This window comes from Mycobacterium sp. 852002-51971_SCH5477799-a, assembly GCF_001667145.1.
GTDB lineage: Bacteria > Actinomycetota > Actinomycetes > Mycobacteriales > Mycobacteriaceae > Mycobacterium.
Genome location: NZ_LZIF01000116.1, coordinates 168,090 through 185,946 on the forward strand (window position 1 = coordinate 168,090; position 17,857 = coordinate 185,946).

General features: G+C 66.5%; 16 protein-coding genes and 1 pseudogene. 8 read left to right on the plus strand and 9 right to left on the minus strand.

Annotation, left to right across the window (positions count from 1 at the left end; genetic code table 11):
* Window positions 1-2: 2 nt before the first annotated feature.
* Both A5753_RS19920 and A5753_RS19925 read right to left on the minus strand, forming a co-directional pair.
* Window positions 3-491, minus strand: a complete 489-nt coding sequence (locus A5753_RS19920; protein WP_067132105.1) for a hypothetical protein — start codon at window positions 489-491, stop codon at window positions 3-5.
* Window positions 492-694: 203 nt separating this feature from the next.
* The gene (locus A5753_RS19925; RefSeq protein ID WP_067132108.1) at window positions 695-949 is read right to left on the minus strand and encodes a hypothetical protein; all 255 of its coding nucleotides are present in this window, start codon (window positions 947-949) and stop codon (window positions 695-697) included.
* 294 nt (window positions 950-1,243) lie between these two features.
* Between A5753_RS19925 and A5753_RS19930 the strand changes: the two genes are divergently transcribed.
* Window positions 1,244-1,801: a CsbD family protein gene (locus A5753_RS19930; RefSeq protein ID WP_067132538.1), complete on the plus strand. Its 558-nt coding sequence runs from the start codon at window positions 1,244-1,246 to the stop codon at window positions 1,799-1,801.
* 28 nt (window positions 1,802-1,829) lie between these two features.
* Window positions 1,830-2,504, plus strand: a complete 675-nt coding sequence (locus tag A5753_RS19935) for an IF2 family translation initiation factor (RefSeq protein ID WP_067132541.1) — start codon at window positions 1,830-1,832, stop codon at window positions 2,502-2,504.
* A 5-nt stretch (window positions 2,505-2,509) separates the two neighbouring features.
* On the opposite strand, the gene A5753_RS19940 is transcribed toward A5753_RS19935, so the two are convergent.
* The 4 genes from A5753_RS19940 to A5753_RS19955 form a co-directional block, all read right to left on the minus strand.
* Entirely contained in the window at window positions 2,510-3,172 is a 663-nt protein-coding gene (locus A5753_RS19940; protein WP_067132111.1) for a cutinase family protein, read from the minus strand.
* A 102-nt stretch (window positions 3,173-3,274) separates the two neighbouring features.
* Window positions 3,275-3,637: a DUF3253 domain-containing protein gene (locus A5753_RS19945; RefSeq protein ID WP_231990113.1), complete on the minus strand. Its 363-nt coding sequence runs from the start codon at window positions 3,635-3,637 to the stop codon at window positions 3,275-3,277.
* 168 nt (window positions 3,638-3,805) lie between these two features.
* Window positions 3,806-4,579 carry an enoyl-CoA hydratase/isomerase family protein gene (locus A5753_RS19950; RefSeq protein ID WP_067132114.1) on the minus strand — a complete coding sequence of 258 codons (774 nt, stop codon included), beginning with the start codon at window positions 4,577-4,579 and terminating at the stop codon, window positions 3,806-3,808.
* Between the two features lie 59 nt (window positions 4,580-4,638).
* A complete protein-coding gene (locus tag A5753_RS19955; protein WP_067132117.1) occupies window positions 4,639-5,661 on the minus strand; it encodes a YhjD/YihY/BrkB family envelope integrity protein in 1,023 nt (340 codons plus the stop codon).
* Between the two features lie 136 nt (window positions 5,662-5,797).
* Between A5753_RS19955 and hrpA the strand changes: the two genes are divergently transcribed.
* From hrpA to A5753_RS19970, 3 genes are all read left to right on the plus strand, one after another.
* Window positions 5,798-9,727, plus strand: a complete 3,930-nt coding sequence (gene hrpA / locus A5753_RS19960; RefSeq protein WP_067132120.1) for an ATP-dependent RNA helicase HrpA — start codon at window positions 5,798-5,800, stop codon at window positions 9,725-9,727.
* A gap of 114 nt (window positions 9,728-9,841) precedes the next feature.
* A complete protein-coding gene (locus A5753_RS19965; RefSeq protein ID WP_255361371.1) occupies window positions 9,842-11,383 on the plus strand; it encodes an FAD-dependent monooxygenase in 1,542 nt (513 codons plus the stop codon).
* Window positions 11,384-11,442: 59 nt separating this feature from the next.
* Entirely contained in the window at window positions 11,443-12,417 is a 975-nt protein-coding gene (locus A5753_RS19970; RefSeq protein WP_067132124.1) for a hypothetical protein, read from the plus strand.
* A 30-nt stretch (window positions 12,418-12,447) separates the two neighbouring features.
* Here the strand turns inward: A5753_RS19970 and A5753_RS19975 are convergent, their stop codons facing one another.
* A complete protein-coding gene (locus A5753_RS19975; protein ID WP_067132127.1) occupies window positions 12,448-12,630 on the minus strand; it encodes a hypothetical protein in 183 nt (60 codons plus the stop codon).
* Between the two features lie 133 nt (window positions 12,631-12,763).
* Between A5753_RS19975 and zwf the strand changes: the two genes are divergently transcribed.
* Entirely contained in the window at window positions 12,764-14,263 is a 1,500-nt protein-coding gene (zwf, locus tag A5753_RS19980) for a glucose-6-phosphate dehydrogenase (RefSeq protein ID WP_067132130.1), read from the plus strand.
* Between the two features lie 25 nt (window positions 14,264-14,288).
* Here the strand turns inward: zwf and A5753_RS19985 are convergent, their stop codons facing one another.
* The gene (locus A5753_RS19985) at window positions 14,289-15,212 is read right to left on the minus strand and encodes a class I SAM-dependent methyltransferase (protein WP_067132133.1); all 924 of its coding nucleotides are present in this window, start codon (window positions 15,210-15,212) and stop codon (window positions 14,289-14,291) included.
* A 102-nt stretch (window positions 15,213-15,314) separates the two neighbouring features.
* On the opposite strand from A5753_RS19985, the gene A5753_RS19990 reads away from it, so the two are divergent.
* Together A5753_RS19990 and A5753_RS19995 are read left to right on the plus strand one after the other, a co-directional pair.
* The gene (locus A5753_RS19990) at window positions 15,315-16,211 is read left to right on the plus strand and encodes a CoA ester lyase (RefSeq protein ID WP_067132549.1); all 897 of its coding nucleotides are present in this window, start codon (window positions 15,315-15,317) and stop codon (window positions 16,209-16,211) included.
* Window positions 16,212-16,328: 117 nt separating this feature from the next.
* Window positions 16,329-17,561 carry an osmoprotectant NAGGN system M42 family peptidase gene (locus A5753_RS19995; protein WP_067132553.1) on the plus strand — a complete coding sequence of 411 codons (1,233 nt, stop codon included), beginning with the start codon at window positions 16,329-16,331 and terminating at the stop codon, window positions 17,559-17,561.
* A gap of 5 nt (window positions 17,562-17,566) precedes the next feature.
* On the opposite strand, the pseudogene A5753_RS24070 reads toward A5753_RS19995, so the two are convergent.
* A pseudogene (locus tag A5753_RS24070) lies at window positions 17,567-17,797 on the minus strand (aldehyde dehydrogenase family protein); the annotation flags it as partial.
* Window positions 17,798-17,857: the final 60 nt, after the last annotated feature.

The window sequence follows — 17,857 nt, forward strand, 5'->3', positions numbered from 1 at the left end:
GCTTACCGCGCGGAGTTCCGCGCGCTCGGGTTGGACTGGATAGTCGGAACCTCGCCGGTCTGCATCAGGGCCCGTAACCGGTAGAGGATCTTGAAGGCCGCCGCGCCGGACAACAGCGCGGGCGCGGGTGTGTCCAGACACAGGGTGACCTCGGTGCCGAGCTCGTGCGGAGCCGGTCGATAGTGGACGACGATTTGGTTACCGTTGCCGACGAAACGAACTCCGGCGGTCTCCGCGACCAAGGTTGAGTCCCAGGCCACGTCGGACCCTGCGGAGAGCCGCCAGCGATAGCGGTCTGGACCGTCGGCGTCGACTTCCACGATGTCACCGAGTACCACGGACAGCTGGTCGGGGTCGCGCCAGAACTGCTCGATTCGCTCGACAGGGCAAGCGATGGTGACCGTTTGCGCCCTGGTGTGGCGACGCCGCATGTCGACGACCTTGTTCACCACGCCCAGCACTTGGTTCTTCGCGATCTTCACATAGCTCACCGCGCGCTCCCTCCGTTGGAGCATTGCGGTACCCGCCTAGATGCCACCCAAACGGCAGGTGGGCACGGAGGTTGGCGACGCCATCCGCGGAATCAGCGGTGTCAGCGCCCGGTTTGCCGGAATGTGTTTGGGGCGACGGATGCGCTGGCCATCGGAATGTTTGTGCGTCAACACCTTCCGGCCAAGCGCGTATGGCTGCGCCGCTAGTTCTCGGAGTTCGGCGTGGGGCTCTGCGCAGATTCCCACTTCGCCTCGAGCGACCGTTTCACTCGGGTGCCGGCCGCCAGCTCGAGCTGAAAGGTCTCGCCGGCGTCGCTCTCGAACGTGATGAGATAACCCGCGTCGCTGGGATTCTTGAAGACAACTTTGTAGGGCTGTTCACCGGAGCCGCGGTCCACGGAGATGACGTCGCCAGGGCTGACGTCGTCGATCAGGTCGTTGCCGGAGACTTTGGACATAGGGTCGACGTTAGCCTAAGGGACGCGGCGATCGTCCGGCCGGCGCAGTTCCGCGGGCGAGCTTGCTGGAATCGATGGCCGTGCCGGGCAGCGTGTCGGCATGTCGCGCGTCCGGGCACTACACCGGACTACTGGCACGAAATGTAGTGGGCCGCTTATTATTTCAAGAATTCCCATGCATCGCTGACGGTCGGCATTCAGTGACCTGACACACGCCGTGTTTGATCCGCCCAATTCGTGGAACCACACACCAGACACAAACGAAGGTTTCTGGCCAACGCCGCAAGGAGAATGATGAGTGAGCAGAACAAGGCCGACGAAGCGCGTAGGGGCCTGATCGACTCGATCAAAGGCAAAGCCAAAGAGGTCGCCGGCGCAGTGACGGGCAACGAATCGCTGACCGCCGAGGGTCAACTGGAGCAGACCCAGGCGCACGAACGCAAGGAAGCGAATGCGGCGGAGGCCGTGGCCGAAGCCCAGGTCAACCAAGCCCAGGAGGAGGCGGCCGAAGTCAGGGTCGAGGGTGCCCGACAACGCCTGTCGGCGAACGCTGCGGCCGTCGCCGCCGAAGATTCGATCGAGGCCCAAGCGGCCGCCCAGAACCGTGCCGCCGACCGGGCGGCGCATCAGCAGGCGACCGCGGCGAAGACCCAGGCCGAGGTGGACGCGGAGCGCGATATCCAAGTGGCCGAGGCCGATGAGCGCGCAGAAATCCGCGAGGCATCCGAGGAAATAGTCGACGCGGTCGCCGAGCACCAGACCTCGGTCCAGGTCGCCCGCAACGAAGAATCGGAGGCCGACCGGCTGCGTCGGCAGGCCCAGAACGTGACCAACGAAGCCGACCTGCCGTGACGGCGGGCCTCACCCTCAGGAGAAGTTGATGAAGATTTCCGATGTCCCGCTGGCAGTGCTGCGATTTCAATACCAACTCGCTCGAATCCCGTTGCAGTTGATCGAGGATCATGTCGTCAACCGCATCCCTACGGAAGCACCGGCGCGGCTGCTGTACGAGCGCTCGCTCGGATTGCTCGACACCACCGTCGGAAATGCGCTCGGCGACACGACGCTCGTCGAGCGGGGGGCGGCTCTGGTCGAACGCAGCGATGCCCTGGGCCGCGCGGCGCAACTGGACGCACAGGCCGCGGCCAGGAAGGCACAGGCCGATGCCAAGCTGAAGAGCACCCGCGACGAGGCGATTCAAAAGCGCGAGGAAACGCAGGCGGCCACCCGACAGGAAGTCAAAGAGGCACGTATCACTGCCGAGCAGCGCAAGCGCGAGGCGGCGCAGTCGGCGCAACAGCAAAGCGCCGCGGCGAAGCAGCGCGCCGACGAGACGGCTTCTCAGCGCAAACAGGCGGCCGAGGCGGCCAAGCGTCAGGTGGAAGACAAAACTCGAGCCGCCGAGAAGGCCGCGGCCGAGGCTGCGGCGTCAGAAATCGACGACGCCGAGGACAAGCTCGGCGAGGCCGCGGACAAGCGCGCCGAGGCGGATCGGGTGGCGGAGTTGGCGGCCGCCGAGAAGCGGCAACGGCAAGAGGAGCGGGCGAACGACTGACGCTGTCAGGCGCGCGGCGCAGCCTGGTTGACCTTGTCGGCCGCAAATGTCGCGGCCTGCGCGGTCATCCCGGTGTCGATGTAGGTCACGTGCGCGATGATGTTGCCGCCGCCCGAGCAGATTGGATCGTCGGGCGCGCACACGCTGGTGACCTTGGAGCCATAAGCCGGGTTGATCGTCGGCAGCGGCTGGCCGCCCCAGAGCATGCTGGAGAACTGGCTGGTCGGCTCGCCGAAGAGGGCCACGGCGGCGACATGATCGGCCACCGAGGGCGGCATCGCGTTGGTGGCCAGGTCGATCACCGTCGAGCCCTGGGAGTAGCCGCCAAGCACGATCCGCGAATTCGGGCAGGTGGCCACGACGTCCTGGATGTGCGCGCTGGCGTCGGCGGACCCGGCGTTGGCGCTGTTGTGGTAGTCGTCGTTGGCGGGGTAGTTGACTGCATAGACATCAACGGACTTACCGCCGAGTTGCGACGTCAGCGAGTCGACGAACGCCTGTCCGATGTTGCCGAGCCCGGGCTCCTGATGGGTGCCCCGGGCGAAAACCACCGAGACGTCCGAGCACCCATCGGCGACGGCGGTGGGGATGGCGAACGGTGCACTCAGCAGCGCCCACGTCGTCACAACCGACATTCCAACCCACCGAGCAAGTCTGCGTGCACTCATGCCGAGATCCTGTCATATCGTCGGCCGCGGCAGTCCCGGCGGTTGGCGCAACGGCTGAGAGCAGTGATCAGCAGACGGATGTGGTTGCCGCACCAGTCATATTCAAGGCCGGGCGCGTCGGATGCGAATGGGGCCAGTCCATTCGCCGTCGGGGTCGACGACGTCGCCGCGTTGTGTGATCTCCGCGTCGCCCGATCGGGCGAGCCGTCGGGCGGCCTCCCGCGCGTCGTCCATCAACTCGCGCCAATTGTCGCCGCCTATCGCACGGGCGGCGTCCGACGGGCAGATGCTGCTCTTCGGGCCACGATGCTCGGCCAGCGCTTGGATCGACGACTCGAGCCGCTGTCTCATCGGCCCGTCGCCGAGGGCGATCTCGGCATGGTCGGCGCCTCGGCCGCCACCGCTTGACACCCGCCCTAGCTCGGCACGCAATCGTTCGCCCGCCACCTCACCAGTGAAGGCCACGGCACCGCCCGTTCGCCACTTGGAACCGCGCCCGGCGCGCAGGCGTTGGATGGACAATGCCGCCCACTCTCGTAACGCGCATCAGCACCGCAGGACCTGACCGACCTGCTCGCGGTCACGCTGCCGGGCTGCCGGCTGCGCTACGCGTTCTGACACCCGAACCGGGCGTCACCGGCCGCGCCACTGCGGTTTGCGCTTCTCCGCCCAGGCACGCAGGCCCTCCGCGACGTCTTCGGTCGCACCGGCCACCTTGCGCATGGTCTCGCCGAAGCGCACGGATTCGATCCAGCCCATGTCGGCGGTTCGCCACGCCACTTCTTTGGTCGCCCGCTGTGCCAGCGGCGCGGCCTCGGTAAGGGTGCGGGCCCACGCTTGGGCTTCGGCCTGCAATTGATCGGGCTCGACCAGCTTCCAGACCAGACCGATTTCCTTGGCCCGTTCGGCGCTCATGGGTTTTCCGGTCAGCAGCAACTCCATGGCGTTGGCCCAGCCCACTCGATGCGGGAGCCGGATGGCTCCGACGATGGTGGGCACCCCGATCGATACCTCGGGAAAGCAGAACGTGGCCTCGGTGCTGGCGATGACGAAGTCGCAGAACAGGACCCCGGTCACGCCGTAGCCGATGCACGGACCGTGCACGGCGGCGATGGTCGGCTTGAACAATTCCATGCCGGATTCGAACGAGTTGATGGTCGGCTTCTCCCAGAAGGTGCCGCCGAAGGTGCCAACCGAGCCTTCACCGTCCTTGAGGTCGCCGCCGGCACAGAAGACGCCGCCGTTGGCCGTCAGAATCCCGACCCACGCGTCCAGGTCGTCGCGGAAGCGATCCCAGGCGGCGTTCAGGTCTTGGCGAAGCGCACCGTTGATGGCGTTGCGCGCCTCAGGGCGGTTCAGGGTGATGGTGGCGACGTGGTCTTGCAGCTCGTAGGTGACCAGACTCATGACTGCAGACTATTGCGCCGCGCCCCCACCCTCGCGGTGAGCCGGTGACAAACCCATCGTCATGGTGTGCGCGGGCGGTGAGAGTCGTGGAAACTCCCAAGGCGCTCTACGGTTTTCGCGGGCAGGCGTTTGACGTCGTCGAAATGCACGTGTACCCGCTCGAAGGCCTTGACTCGTTCGGCTTTGACCTTCTTGGTGTAGGTCCGCCGATCCGCCGTCGTCAGATCCGCGTCGTCGCTGAACGCGCCCAGCAGGGCGCGCGGGTAGAGCCGCTCCACCAAGACGACATTGACCTCCGCGCACATCACCAGTGCCACCGACGCGAGGAACAGAAACGCCAACGCGCCCAACACCAGTGCGAACACACTGTTGGTTGCGCTGGCCCTTTTCACGGTGTGCGCCACATAGCCGGCACCGAACCACTGCAGCATCTGCCAAATGAACGCTGCGGCAACCGCTCCCGGTAGCACTTGCCGGTAGGTCAGCGCGCGCGCCGTCGTCACGCGGAAGGCCACCAGGCAGATCATTGCGTTGATTGCCACTGCGGCCAGTACGAGGCCGATCTTGCTGAAGATGCCGAGCGCTCCGGTGGCGTGGCCCGCCGCGGCCAATACGGTGGCCGCGACGGCGGCCGAGCCGAGTACCAACAGCAACAGCAGGCTGCGCAGGCGGGAGGTAATCGGATTGGGGCGCTTGTGCTTCGGCACCGCCCACACCGTGTCCATCGCGTTCTGCAGCGCCTGCCCCACGCCCAGACCGCCGTAGAGCGCGCCGAGAAGGCCCACGACCACGCCCACCGCTCCGCCGCTGAGCCCCTGGGGATGGTGCAGCTGGTCGCCGAGTACCGGGAACTGACTTAGGGTGCTGCGCAGCACCTGTGCCTGCAGATCGGGCCGGCCGGCCAACACCACCCCCAGGCCGGTGGTCAACAGCAGCAACAGCGGGAATAGCGACACCAGCCCGTAGTAGGTGATCAGGGCGGCGAGGTAACCACCCTGATCGTCGTTGTACTTGTAGACGACACCGACGATCACCCCGACGACTCGATTCCGTCGCTGCAGCCTGTCCAGCCAACCGACCATCGCCGATCACTTCCCCCGCAAGCCGGCATCCAATTCGATGCGCTCGCCACCTGATACCCGGATTCGGCGACCATCAACCCAGCCCGTGGGTCGACGCATTGCGGTGTCCGGCCGGCGGGTGCCTATTCTGTGCGGAGTGGCCGAACCGTCTGCAGCGCAGTTGCGCAAACAGCTCGACGGAGTGACGCTGCGCGACGCCGCCCGAATCGGCCGGCGCCTGAAGAACCTGCGCGGCGCCTCGCCCGAGAAACTGCGGCAATTGGCCGAGCAGATCGCGGCGGCGCAGGCGGTGATCGCCACCCGTCAAGCCGCCGTGCCGACAATCACTTATCCCGACCTGCCGGTCAGCGAGCGGCGGCAGGAAATCGCCGAGGCGGTACGGGCGCATCAGGTGGTGGTGATCGCCGGGGAGACCGGATCGGGCAAGACCACCCAGCTGCCCAAGATCTGTCTCGAAGCCGGCCGCGGCATCCGCGGAACCATCGGGCACACGCAGCCCCGCCGGTTGGCCGCCCGCACGGTCGCCCAGCGCATCGCCGACGAGCTGGGGGGCCCGCTGGGCGACACCGTCGGCTATACCGTGCGGTTCACTGACCAGGTCAGCGATCGGACGCTGATCAAGCTGATGACCGACGGCATCCTGCTCGCCGAGATCCAGCGCGACCGCCGCCTGCTGCGCTACGACACGCTCATCCTCGACGAGGCGCACGAGCGCAGCCTCAACATCGACTTTCTGCTCGGTTACCTGCGCGAGTTACTGCCGCGCCGCCCGGATCTGAAAGTGATCATCACCTCGGCGACGATCGAGCCGCAGCGTTTCGCGGCGCACTTCGGCGGAGCCGAACATGTGCTCAGCGACAACGCGCCGATCATCGAGGTGTCGGGGCGGACATATCCGGTCGAGGTGCGCTACCGGCCGCTGGAGATCGTCGTGCCTTCCGCCTCCGATGACGACCCGGACGATCCCGATCACGAGATCGTGCGGACCGAGACCCGCGACGAGGTCGAGGCGATCGTCGACGCCATCGCTGAACTCGATGCCGAGCCGCCGGGGGACATCCTGGTCTTCGTGTCTGGAGAACGCGAAATCCGCGATACCGCAGAGGCTTTGAGCGCGCTCAAACACACCGAGGTGCTTCCCTTGTATGCCCGGCTGCCGACCGCCGAACAACAGAGAGTGTTCGCGCCGCATACCGGACGCCGCGTCGTATTGGCGACCAACGTGGCCGAGACGTCGTTGACCGTGCCCGGGATCCGTTACGTCATCGACCCGGGCAACGCCCGTGTTTCGCGCTACAGCAGACGCCTGAAGGTCCAGCGGCTGCCGATCGAGCCCATCTCGCAGGCCTCGGCCGCGCAGCGCGCCGGCCGGTGTGGCCGGGTCGCACCGGGCGTGTGCATCCGGCTCTACTCCGAACAGGATTTCGTGGCGCGGCCGCGTTACACCGAACCCGAGATCCTGCGGACGAACCTGGCCGCCGTCCTGTTGCAGATGGCGGCGTTGCAGCTCGGCGACATCGACAAGTTCCCCTTTCTCGATCCGCCGGACCGGCGCAGCGTTCGCGACGGCGTGCAGCTGCTGCAGGAATTGGGCGCGTTCGACCAGCACGGCGCCATCACCGACCTCGGCCGCCGCCTCGCGCGACTTCCCGTCGACCCGAGGCTGGGCCGGATGATCCTGCAGGCACAAACCGAAGGATGCGTGCGCGAGATGCTTGTGTTGGCCGCGGCGCTGACGATTCCCGACCCGCGGGAACGACCGAGCGACCGCGAGGAGGCAGCCCGCGCAAAGCACGCCCGGTTCGCAGACGAGCATTCCGACTTCATGTCCTACCTCAACCTGTGGCGCTACCTGCGTGAGCAACGGCAATCTTTATCCGGCAATGCCTTTCGGAGGATGTGCCGGTCCGAGTTCCTGCACTATCTGCGGATCCGCGAATGGCAGGATCTCGTTGGGCAGCTGCGCAGCATCGCGCGTGACTTGGGCATCGTCGAAGACGCGTCCGAGGAGTTGGCGGATCCCGGCCGGGTGCACGCGGCATTGCTCGCGGGGCTGTTGTCGCATGTGGGCATGCGCCGCGAAGACACCCGCGAATATCTGGGCGCGCGCAACTCGCACTTCGTGCTGGCGCCCGGCTCGGCACTCACCAAACGGCCGCCCCGCTGGGTAGTTGTGGCGGAGCTGGTCGAGACCAGCCGGCTGTACGGGCGGACCGCCGCCCGCATCCAGCCCGAGGTGGTGGAGCGGGTGGCCGGCGACCTGGTGCAGCGGACCTACAGCGAACCGCACTGGGACGCCAGACGCGGCGAGGTACTGGCATTCGAGCGGGTGACGTTGTATGGACTGCCGCTGGTTGCGCGCCGCCGGGTGGGATACGCCCGGGTCGAGCCGGCCGTGGCGCGCGAACTGTTCATCAGGCACGCGCTCGTCGAAGGCGACTGGCAAACCCGTCACGACTTCTTTCGCGACAACGCAAGGCTGCGGGCCGAACTCGAGGAGCTGGAGGAGCGAGCCCGCCGCCGCGACCTGCTGATCGGCGACGACGAGGTCTACACGCTGTATGACGCCCGCATTCCCGCCGATGTCGTTTCCGCCCGCCACTTCGACCCGTGGTGGAAGAAGCAGCGACACAAGACACCGGACCTGTTGACCTTCACCCGCGCCGACTTGCTGCGAACCGACGACACCGCAGGCACGGATCGACCGAACACGTGGCGAACGGGCGATGTCGCGCTGCCCCTGACCTACCGATTCGAGCCCGGCGCCGCCGACGATGGCGTCACTGTGCACGTGCCGATCGACGTGCTGGCGCGCTTGGGCGGCGACGAGTTCGCCTGGCAGGTGCCGGCGCTGCGCGAGGAGCTGGTGACCGCGCTCATCCGGTCACTGCCGAAGGACTTGCGGCGCAACTTTGTTCCCGCACCCGACACTGCGCGGGCGGTGCTGGCGGCAATCGACCCGACCGGTGAGCCGGTGCTGCCGGCGCTGCAGCGCGAATTACGCCGTCGCAGTGGAATTTTGGTGCCGATCGACGCCTTCGACCTGGACAAGCTGCCGCCGCACCTGCGGGTGACCTTCGCGATCGAGGCCGGGGACGGCACCGAGGTGGCCCGCGGCAAGGATCTGCGGTCCCTGCAGGAACGCCTCACCACACCGGCCCGCCAAGCCGTCGCGCACGCGGTCGCGGGCGAACTGGAGCGTGCGGGCCTGCGTGGCTGGCCCGACAACGTCGACGAACTGCCCCGCGTCGTCGAACGCACGATTGACGGGCGCACCGTGCGGGGCTTTCCCGCATTCGTCGACTCCGGCGGCGCCGTCGACCTTCGCGTGTTCGCCACGTCGGTCGAGCAGGACGAGGCGATGAGCCCCGGCATCCGGCGGCTGGTGCGGCTCACTGTCGCTTCACCGATCAAAGCCATTGCACGTCAACTCGATCCACGCACCCGACTGGCTCTGGGAACCAACCCGGATGGTGATCTGCCCGCGCTGCTGGACGACTGCGCCGACGCCGCGACCGACGCGCTTGTGGCGGCGCCGGTGTGGACGCGCGTGGAATTCGTCGCGCTGCAACAGCGGGCGGAAAAGTCCCTGCTGCCCAACACCCTCGACATCGTGGGCCGCGTCGAAAAGGTGCTGACCGTCGCTCAGGAGGTGCAACTCCTGTTGCCCGCAAATCCTCCGCCCGGTCGGACCGATGCGGTCGCCGACATCCGTGCGCAGCTGAATCGGCTGTTGCCGGCCGGTTTCGTCGCCGCCACGGGGGCCACCCACCTCGCCGACCTCACCCGCTACCTCCTGGGGATCCGTCGCCGCCTCGACGGGCTTCCCCACGCCGGCCAGGCCGATCGGGAGCGCATGCAACAGGTGCACGCCGTGCAGGTGGCCTACGACGAACTGGTACATGAGCTGCCGAAGCCGGCGAAGGCGGCCGCCGACGTTCGCGATATCGCCCGGCAGATCGAGGAACTACGGGTGAGCCTGTGGGCCCAGCAACTCGGGACGCCGCGCCCGGTCAGCGAGCAGCGGATCTACCGTGCGATCGACGCGGTGCGCGACCGTTGTTGATTATTTTCCCCGCCACTTTCAACCTATAGCGCACATGGGGGCTTGCCGCAAGGCCCGGGTGATGATGCAAAATCGCTGTCCTCGACCAGAATTCAAGCGAATCGGGGTGGCGAAGTGGATGTTTCGTGGTCATCGGAGGACTCGCCCGGCGACATCAAGCACGCGGTGCTCATCGCCGGGGGCGGACCGACGGGATTGATGCTGGCGGGGGAATTGGCGTTGGCGGGGGTGGACGCCGCCGTTGTTGAGCGGCGCGCCAGCCAGGATCTGATCGGGGCACGGGCCGGCGGTCTGCATTCGCGCACCATCGAAGTCCTCGACCAGCGCGGCATCGCCGATCGGTTCCTGTCCCGGGGCGAGGTGGCGCAGGTCGCCGGGTTCGCCCAGATCCGGCTGGACATCAGTGACTTTCCCACCCGGCATCCGTACGGACTCGCGCTGTGGCAGAACGAATTCGAACGCATCCTCTGCGACTGGGTCGGCGAGCTCGGTGTGCCGATCTACCGCGGCGAAGAGGTAACGACCTTCGCCCAGGACGGCAACGGCGTCGACGTTGTTCTGTCCGATGGCCGGATGATGCGCGGGCAGTATCTCGTCGGCTGCGACGGCGGACGCAGCGTCATCCGCAAGACGGCCGGCATCGAATTTCCGGGATGGGACGCGACGACGAGCTATCTGCTTGCCGAGGTCGAAATGAATCCAGGGCCAGGACAATCCCCGCAATGGGGCATCCGCCACGACGCGCTCGGCGTCCACGCCTTGTCCACCGCCGAGGAGGGCGGGCCGGTTCGGGTCATGGTCACCGAGGCCCACCTTGGGCCAGCCACCGAACCCACGCTGCGCGACTTGAGAGAGGCGCTCGTCGCTGTATACGGGACCGACTATGGGATTCACAGTCCCGCTTGGCTTTCCCGGTTCACCGATGCGGCGCGGCAGGCCGCCGCCTATCGTCGCGGGCGGGTGCTGCTCGCCGGCGACGCCGCACACATCCACCACCCGGTGGGCGGGCAGGGCCTCAACACCGGCGTGCAGGACGCGGTGAATCTGGGCTGGAAGCTGGGCCAGGTGGTCAACGGGACGTCGCCGGACAGCCTCCTGGACAGCTACCACGCCGAACGGCACCCGGTTGCCCAGCGCGTGCTGCGCAACGCGTTGGCGCAGATGGCGCTCCTTCGCCCCGACGAACGTACCAAGGCACTGCGCGACACCGTGTCCGACCTACTCGGCATGGGCGAACCGCGCGCATGCTTCGCCGCGATGATGTCCGGCCTGGACATCCACTACGACCTGGATGGGGGACACCCGCTGGTCGGCCGCAGGATGCCCGACCTGGACCTGGTCACCGCCGACGGGCCATTGCGCGTGTTCGACCTGCTGCGAGACGCCCGCCCGCTGCTGCTGAATCTCGGGCACACCGACGGCATCGACATTCAGCCCTGGCAGGAGAGGGTCCGGGTGGTGTCCGCGAAAAGTGTTGCCCCATGCGTGCTTCCGGTGCTGGGCGCGGTCAGCGAGCCGCCCGCGGTGTTGATCCGTCCGGACGGCCACGTCGCATGGGCCGGCGCCGGAACCGACCCCGCGTTACGCGACGCCCTCGCCACCTGGGTCGGGCCGTACGCCCCGGCGCACGGCCAACCCCCGCAACGCAAATGGTGACTTGTATCGGCCGACGCGGGGTGTAACGTGCGTGTTCGCTGTTCGAGAGCAGGAAGCAGCTGAATATGGCAACCGCCCAACCGCCGCCGCCCATGGATTGGGCCGAGGCCGGCCCCTTGCTGAGGCCGGTGCTGCGTCCGCAAAGCTACGTCAACCACTTGGTCAACACCGGGGCACTGCCCTGGGTCCGTCCCGTGTTCCCCTTCATCAACGAGATGGTCGTGGTCGACCTGCCCACGGTGCGGGCCATGGTGACCCCGGCAGAAACGGACGCTTGGGGCATCAGCGGCGATCAGGCCTTCGCGGCGGCCAGGGAGAACCTTTCCGCGCATCAGCAGACCTTGCAGCCGGGCGAGAAGTTCCTGTTGAAAGACGCCGACGGCGGCACCTATGTCGATTCGATGATCCTCGCGACCGGTTGGTTGGGTTCGCTTGCCGTGCCGGACGGCCCCCGTCCACTGGTCTTTTTCCCTGGCGACGGCGTGTTGATACTGGGCACCGACGCGCCCGACAACGCGGCGGACCTCTTCGAGGTCGCCGAGCAGATGTACCTCGACGCCGATCAGCCCATCTCGCCGCAGGGCTACACGGTCGAGGGCAGCGTCATCGCGCCATTTGATCAGGCCGGCCCGCACCCCCTGCGCGATTTGGCGTTGAGGGCTCGAAGCCTCTTGGCCGCAAAGGAATACAGTCACCAGACCGAGTTCTTGCGGGAGCACTACGAGCGCGAGTTGTTCCCGCAATACGTCGGCGACGCGCAGCTGATCGAGACGGCGTGGGGCCGACGCACCACGGCGGCGTGGGGCCAGGGCATTTCGTGGGAGTTGCCGCAAACCGATTACGTGACGTTTCTGGTCGGCGACCCGTCGAAGGTGTCCGACAAGTTCACCGTGCCGTTCCCGACGGTGGTCGACGTGGTGGGCATTCTTCCCGTCGCGGGAATCAACCCGGTCCGCTACCGGGCCAACGAATGGCCGACGGCCGGGATGCTGGCGACGCTGAAGGCCCACGCCATCGACCTACCGAGCGAGTGAGGATGTTCACGTGAGCTAGCCCGCGACCCGTTAGTCCGGCGGCTCGCTGGTGGTGCCTCGGGCAGCCGCTTGTTCCCGGTCGCTGCGGTTGCCGGGAACGCCTTCGGCTTCGCTTTCCTCGGTAACCTTCTCCTCGAGCTCGTCGACGATGTTTTCCAGCTCTTGAGCGCGGCTCAGCGGGTCTTTGTCGGGTTTGGTCATGTCGCTTTCCATTGGCCGGGGTGGGGGTGGGCTCCGGCGCCGGGAGCCCCCGCTATTCCATACCCGATCGCGCGTTCGCTAACCAGTTCGGGGAGCCGTCAGAACATACGAGACACAGCGCCGCCGTGGTGGAATCATCGCAAGAGTGGCTACCGAGAAACCTCAGACCATCGCTTATCCCGCTCCCGACGCCCGCAAGCGCCGCCACCAGCCCGATCGGCTCGACCCGCACGTCATCGTCCTTTTCGGCGCGACGGGCGATCTGGCGAAGCGAAAGCTGATTCCCGGCCTGGCCTACTTGAATCAGTCCGAGTTGGCGCCCGACATCCAAATCATCGCGACATCCCTCGAAGACATCAGCAGTGACGAATTCCGCGAGGTCGCAAAGAACGCGATCGACGAGTTCGGCACGCACAAGCTCACGTCCGAGCAGTGGGCCAGCTTCGCAAAGATCATCTGTTACGTGCCGCAGGGCGCGGGACCGGAAGCCCTCGCCGAGGCGGTCGCCGAAGCCGAAGACAATCTAGGCAGCGACGTGCGGCGGCTGCATTACTTGTCGGTCCCCCCTAAAGCGGCGCGCGACGTGATCACCATGCTGCGCGACGCGAAGCTCGTCGAGCGCTCCCGGGTGGTGATGGAGAAGCCCTTCGGCACCGACCTGGCCAGCGCGGTGGCGCTGAACGACTTCGTCCACGAAACCTTCGAAGAATCCCAGATTTTCCGTATCGACCACTTCTTGGGGAAGGAAGCCGCGCAGAACATCCTGGCGTTCCGCTTCGCCAACGGCCTGTTCGAGCCGATCTGGAACCGCAACTTCATCGACCATATTCAGATCGACATCCCCGAGGCCCTGGGTCTGGATCAGCGGGCGAACTTTTACGAAGAGACCGGCGCCTACAAGGACATGGTGGTGACCCACCTGTTCCAGGTGATGGCGTTCACGGTGATGGAGCCGCCGACGGCGCTCGAACCGTTCGCCATCAGCGAGGAAAAGAACAAGGTGTTTCGGTCGATGTTGCCGGTCAAGCCCTCCAACGTGGTGCGCGGCCAGTACAGCGGTTACCGCGACGAGGAGGGCGTCGCGAAAGATTCCGACACCGAGACGTTCATCGCGCTCAAGGTGGGAATCGACAATTGGCGATGGGCCGGAGTGCCCATCTACTTGCGCACCGGCAAGAAGATGGCAGAGGGCATTCGCGTCGTCTCGATCGCGTTCAAAGAGGCCCCACGAACGATGTTCCCGCCCGGATCCGGGGTGGGCACGCAAGGCCCCGATCACCTCACGTTCGACCTTGCCGACAACTCGAAGGTTTCGCTGTCCTTCTATGGCAAACGGCCCGGGCCGGGCATGAAGCTGGACAAACTGTCCATGCAGTTTTCTTCACAGGAGATCGAGACGGTCGTGGATGTGTTGGAGGCCTACGAACGATTGATTCTCGATGCGATGCGGGGCGACCACACGCTGTTCAACACCGCGGAAGGCATCGAATCATTGTGGGAGCGTTCGGAAGACCTGCTCACCGATCCGCCGCCGGCCAAGCTGTATCAGCCGGGCACGTGGGGTCCGAACGCCATTCACCAATTGATCGCACCCAACGCGTGGCGGCTGCCGTTCGAGCGCGAGTGGCGCGAGGCCAAGTCCTAGCGAAGCAGCTCAACGACCTGCGGCCTCAGGCCAATTCGGCTCTGAGGTAACTGATCGCGTGGCGAAATTGCTTCAGGATTTCGTTGTCGGGTAACACGAATCCGTAGTCGGCGTACACCTGTTCGGTGGAGTGGCGGGTGACGTTCCAGCCGGTGGCGGCCAGGTGCTCAGCGGCGGGGCGGCGCTCCCCGAGCCAGACCAGCTCGGCGACGTCGATGTCCAGTCCGTGCTGCCGCCAAGCTCTGCGCATCGCCCGGGCCCGTTCGTCGGTGAAGACGCTCATGTCGGTGATGTTCTCGGTAGCCAGCCGGCTGCCCGGGGCGCTGAGCGCGGTGATGTTGTCCAACAACCGGTCCTGGGCTTCGGGCGGTAAATAGGGCAGCAAGCCTTCGGCGATCCAGGCGGTAGGGGCGTTGGCGTCAAAGCGACTGTCGCGCAGAGCGGTTGGCCAATCGTTTCGAAGATCGATAGCGACGGTCCGGCGCTCGGCGGTCGGTTCGGCACCGATCTGGGCAAGTGTGTCGCTCTTGAAGGCGATGACCTCTGGCTGGTCGACCTCGAAGACCACGGTGCCCGAAGGCCAGGGCAACCGATAGGCTCGCGCGTCCAGCCCGGCGGCCAAGATGACGGCCTGGCGGATTCCGGCGGCGGTGGCAGCGCCGAAGAAATCATCGAAGAATCTGGTCCGCACCGTCATCTGCTCGCGTCGCTGCTGCAGCGTCATCGGCATGTCGTCGGTGTCCAGCGGGATCTGGCCATCCAGCATGCGGGTGAAGAACGGATGCCCGACCGCGCGCACCAACGGCTCGGCGAACCGGTCGTCAAGCAGTGGGTCCGGCTCTCGGGACGCCAGCGCCCGCGAGGCAGCCACCATCGTCGCGGTCGCGCCCACGCTGGAGGCCAGGTCCCAGCTGTCGCCCTCGCTGCGCGCCGAGCCAAATGATGACATTCGCTTCCCCTTTCGCAATTCACCCGCCGCGTCGGTCAATTCCCCTTGGCACCGTTTACCACCGGCGACTACACCACCCGTACCGAAGGGTACTTTCTGGCTATGCCACCCGCACCAACGACACCGACCCTGCGCCCGCGCCGATCCGCCTTGTACCTACCCGGCAACAAGACCCGCGCGCTGGAGAAGGGCAAATCGCTGCCGGCGGACGTGCTGATATTCGACCTCGAGGATGCGGTGGGGCCCGACGCGAAGGCCGACTCCCGGACGACCGTGTGCGAGGCGATCTCGTCGGAGAGTTACCGGCCCCGCGAGGTCGTGGTGCGTATCAACGGCTTGGACACCGATTGGCATGACGACGACCTGGCCGCCGTGGCCGCATCGACGGCCGACGGCGTGCTGGTGCCGAAAGTCGAGACGGGTCAACAGGTTCAAGCGCTGGCTGACGTCCTCGACGCGCTGGGGGCGCCGAAGTCGTTGCAGCTGTGGGTGATGATGGAAACACCTCGGGCCTTTCTGCGGGCTGAGGAGGTCGCGTCGGCCAGCGATCGCTTGGCCGGATTGGTGGTGGGCACCAACGACCTGGTCAACGAACTGCACGGTCTGCACGTCCAGGGGCGCGCACCCGCCGTGCCCGCCCTCGGCCTGGCCTTGCTGGGAGCGAGGGCGGCCGGAAAGGTCATCCTGGACGGGGTGTTCAACGACATCACCGACGACGCCGCATTCCGGGCCGAGGCCCAGCAGGGGCGCGAGATGGGATTCGACGGCAAGACCCTCATTCACCCGTCGCAGATCGCCCCGGCCAATGAGCTGTTCGGTCCGTCACGCAAGGAAGTGGACGACGCCCGCAAGATCGTCTCGGCTTACGAGCAGGCGCAGGCCGCCGGAACCAGCGTGATCACGATCGATGGCCGCATGATCGAGAGCCTGCACGTTCGCGATGCCCAGCGAATCCTCACCCTGTCGGATCTGATCTCCGAGATGGAATCCGCCTCCTAGGCGCCGTGCACATGTCGGGTACGTCACTGCGGGTGCGTGACGGCAGCCGCAGCGGGCGTTCGGTGCCGGTCACACGGTAGGTTGAACGCGTTCGGAGACGACTCGAAAGGAGCTGACGTGGGCCAGACCCTGGCCATGGCCGAGGCCGACCGCGCGTGGATGATCGACACGCTGCTCGCGCTACTGCAGACCCCGAGCCCGGCGGGACGTACGGACGCGGTGATGCAGGTGATCGGCGACATCTTCGACGACTTCGGCGTGCCGTTCACGCTGACCCGGCGCGGCGCACTGACCGCCGAGCTGCCGGGCGAGTCCCCGACGATCGACCGGGCACTGGTCGTACACTCCGACACCATCGGCTGCATGGTCCGCGAACTCAAGGACAACGGCCGACTCGAACTGGTGCCGGTCGGCACCTTTTCGGCGCGGTTCGCCGCCGGCGCCCGAGTGCGCATCTTCATCGACGACCCCGATGAGTTCATCACCGGCACCGTCTTGCCGCTCAAGGCCAGCGGACACGCGTTCGGTGAGGGGATCGACACGCAACCCACAAACTGGGAGCACGTCGAGGTTCGCATCGACCGCAAGGTGTCCACGCGCGAAGACCTGGTGCGGCTCGGCCTGCAAATCGGTGACTTCGTAGCGCTGATCACCAGCCCCGAGCTCACCGCCGACGGTTTCATCGTCTCCCGCCACCTGGACGGGAAGGCGGGCGTCGCGATCGCGCTCGCTCTGGCCAAGAACTTCTCCGAGAACAAAGTGGTGTTGCCGCACCGCACCACGATCATGGTCACCATCACCGAAGAGGTCGGCCACGGGGCCAGCCACGGCCTGCCCGCGGACGTCGCGGAGCTGGTCTCGGTGGACAACGCGGTGTGCGCGCCCGGCCAGCATTCCCTCGAGGACGGCGTGACCATCCCGATGGCCGACATGCACGGGCCGTTCGACTATCACCTGACCCGGAAGCTTTGCCGGCTCGCCCACGAGCGGGGAATTCCGTTCGCGCGTGACATTTTTCGCTACTACCGGTCCGACGCAGCGGCGGCTATAGAGGCCGGTGCCAACACCCGCGCCGCGCTGGTCGGCTTCGGACTCGACGGCAGCCACGGCTGGGAGCGTACCCACATCGATTCGCTGGAAGCGGCCTATCATCTGCTGCACGTCTGGCTGCAGACCCCATTGACGTTCGCCAAGTGGGACGCCAAGCCGACCGGCAGCCTGCGCGACTTCCCCTCGTCAGAGCAGCCCGCGCCAAGCGAGCGGTGGGTGCCGCTGTCCCGCGGCGATTTCGAGAGCCCCGGCGAGGCGTCGCCCGGGACGCACTGGCCGCCGGAGGGACCCCAGGCCTGAGGCCGTTACATCTGTGCCCAGACGATCTTCGTCTGTAGGTACGTCTCGATGCCGGCTTTGCCGGACTCGTGGCCCCATCCCGACTGCTTGTAGCCGCCGAACGCCATCGAATGGTCGTAGGGGAAGGCGCAGTTGAGCCCGACGGTTCCGGCCTTGAGCCGCTTGGCCAGCCGATGGGAGCGGCCAAGGTCCTTGGTCCATACGGTCGCGGCCAGCCCGTAGGTGCTGTTGTTGGCAGGCTCCTAAGTGAATGCGGCAGAACCCCGTGGTGTCTACGAACATCCGCTGTGCGAGAC

Bases quoted from the DNA above. Each gene is read 5' to 3' on its own strand.
- A5753_RS19925 (WP_067132108.1), bottom strand. From the start codon at position 949: ATGTCCAAAGTCTCCGGCAACGACCTGATCGACGACGTCAGCCCTGGC.
- A5753_RS19930 (WP_067132538.1), top strand. From the start codon at position 1,244: ATGAGTGAGCAGAACAAGGCCGACGAAGCGCGTAGGGGCCTGATCGAC.
- A5753_RS19935 (WP_067132541.1), top strand. From the start codon at position 1,830: ATGAAGATTTCCGATGTCCCGCTGGCAGTGCTGCGATTTCAATACCAA.
- A5753_RS19940 (WP_067132111.1), bottom strand. From the start codon at position 3,172: ATGAGTGCACGCAGACTTGCTCGGTGGGTTGGAATGTCGGTTGTGACG.
- A5753_RS19950 (WP_067132114.1), bottom strand. From the start codon at position 4,579: ATGAGTCTGGTCACCTACGAGCTGCAAGACCACGTCGCCACCATCACC.
- A5753_RS19955 (WP_067132117.1), bottom strand. From the start codon at position 5,661: ATGGTCGGTTGGCTGGACAGGCTGCAGCGACGGAATCGAGTCGTCGGG.
- A5753_RS19975 (WP_067132127.1), bottom strand. From the start codon at position 12,630: ATGGAAAGCGACATGACCAAACCCGACAAAGACCCGCTGAGCCGCGCT.
- A5753_RS19985 (WP_067132133.1), bottom strand. From the start codon at position 15,212: ATGTCATCATTTGGCTCGGCGCGCAGCGAGGGCGACAGCTGGGACCTG.
- A5753_RS19990 (WP_067132549.1), top strand. From the start codon at position 15,315: ATGCCACCCGCACCAACGACACCGACCCTGCGCCCGCGCCGATCCGCC.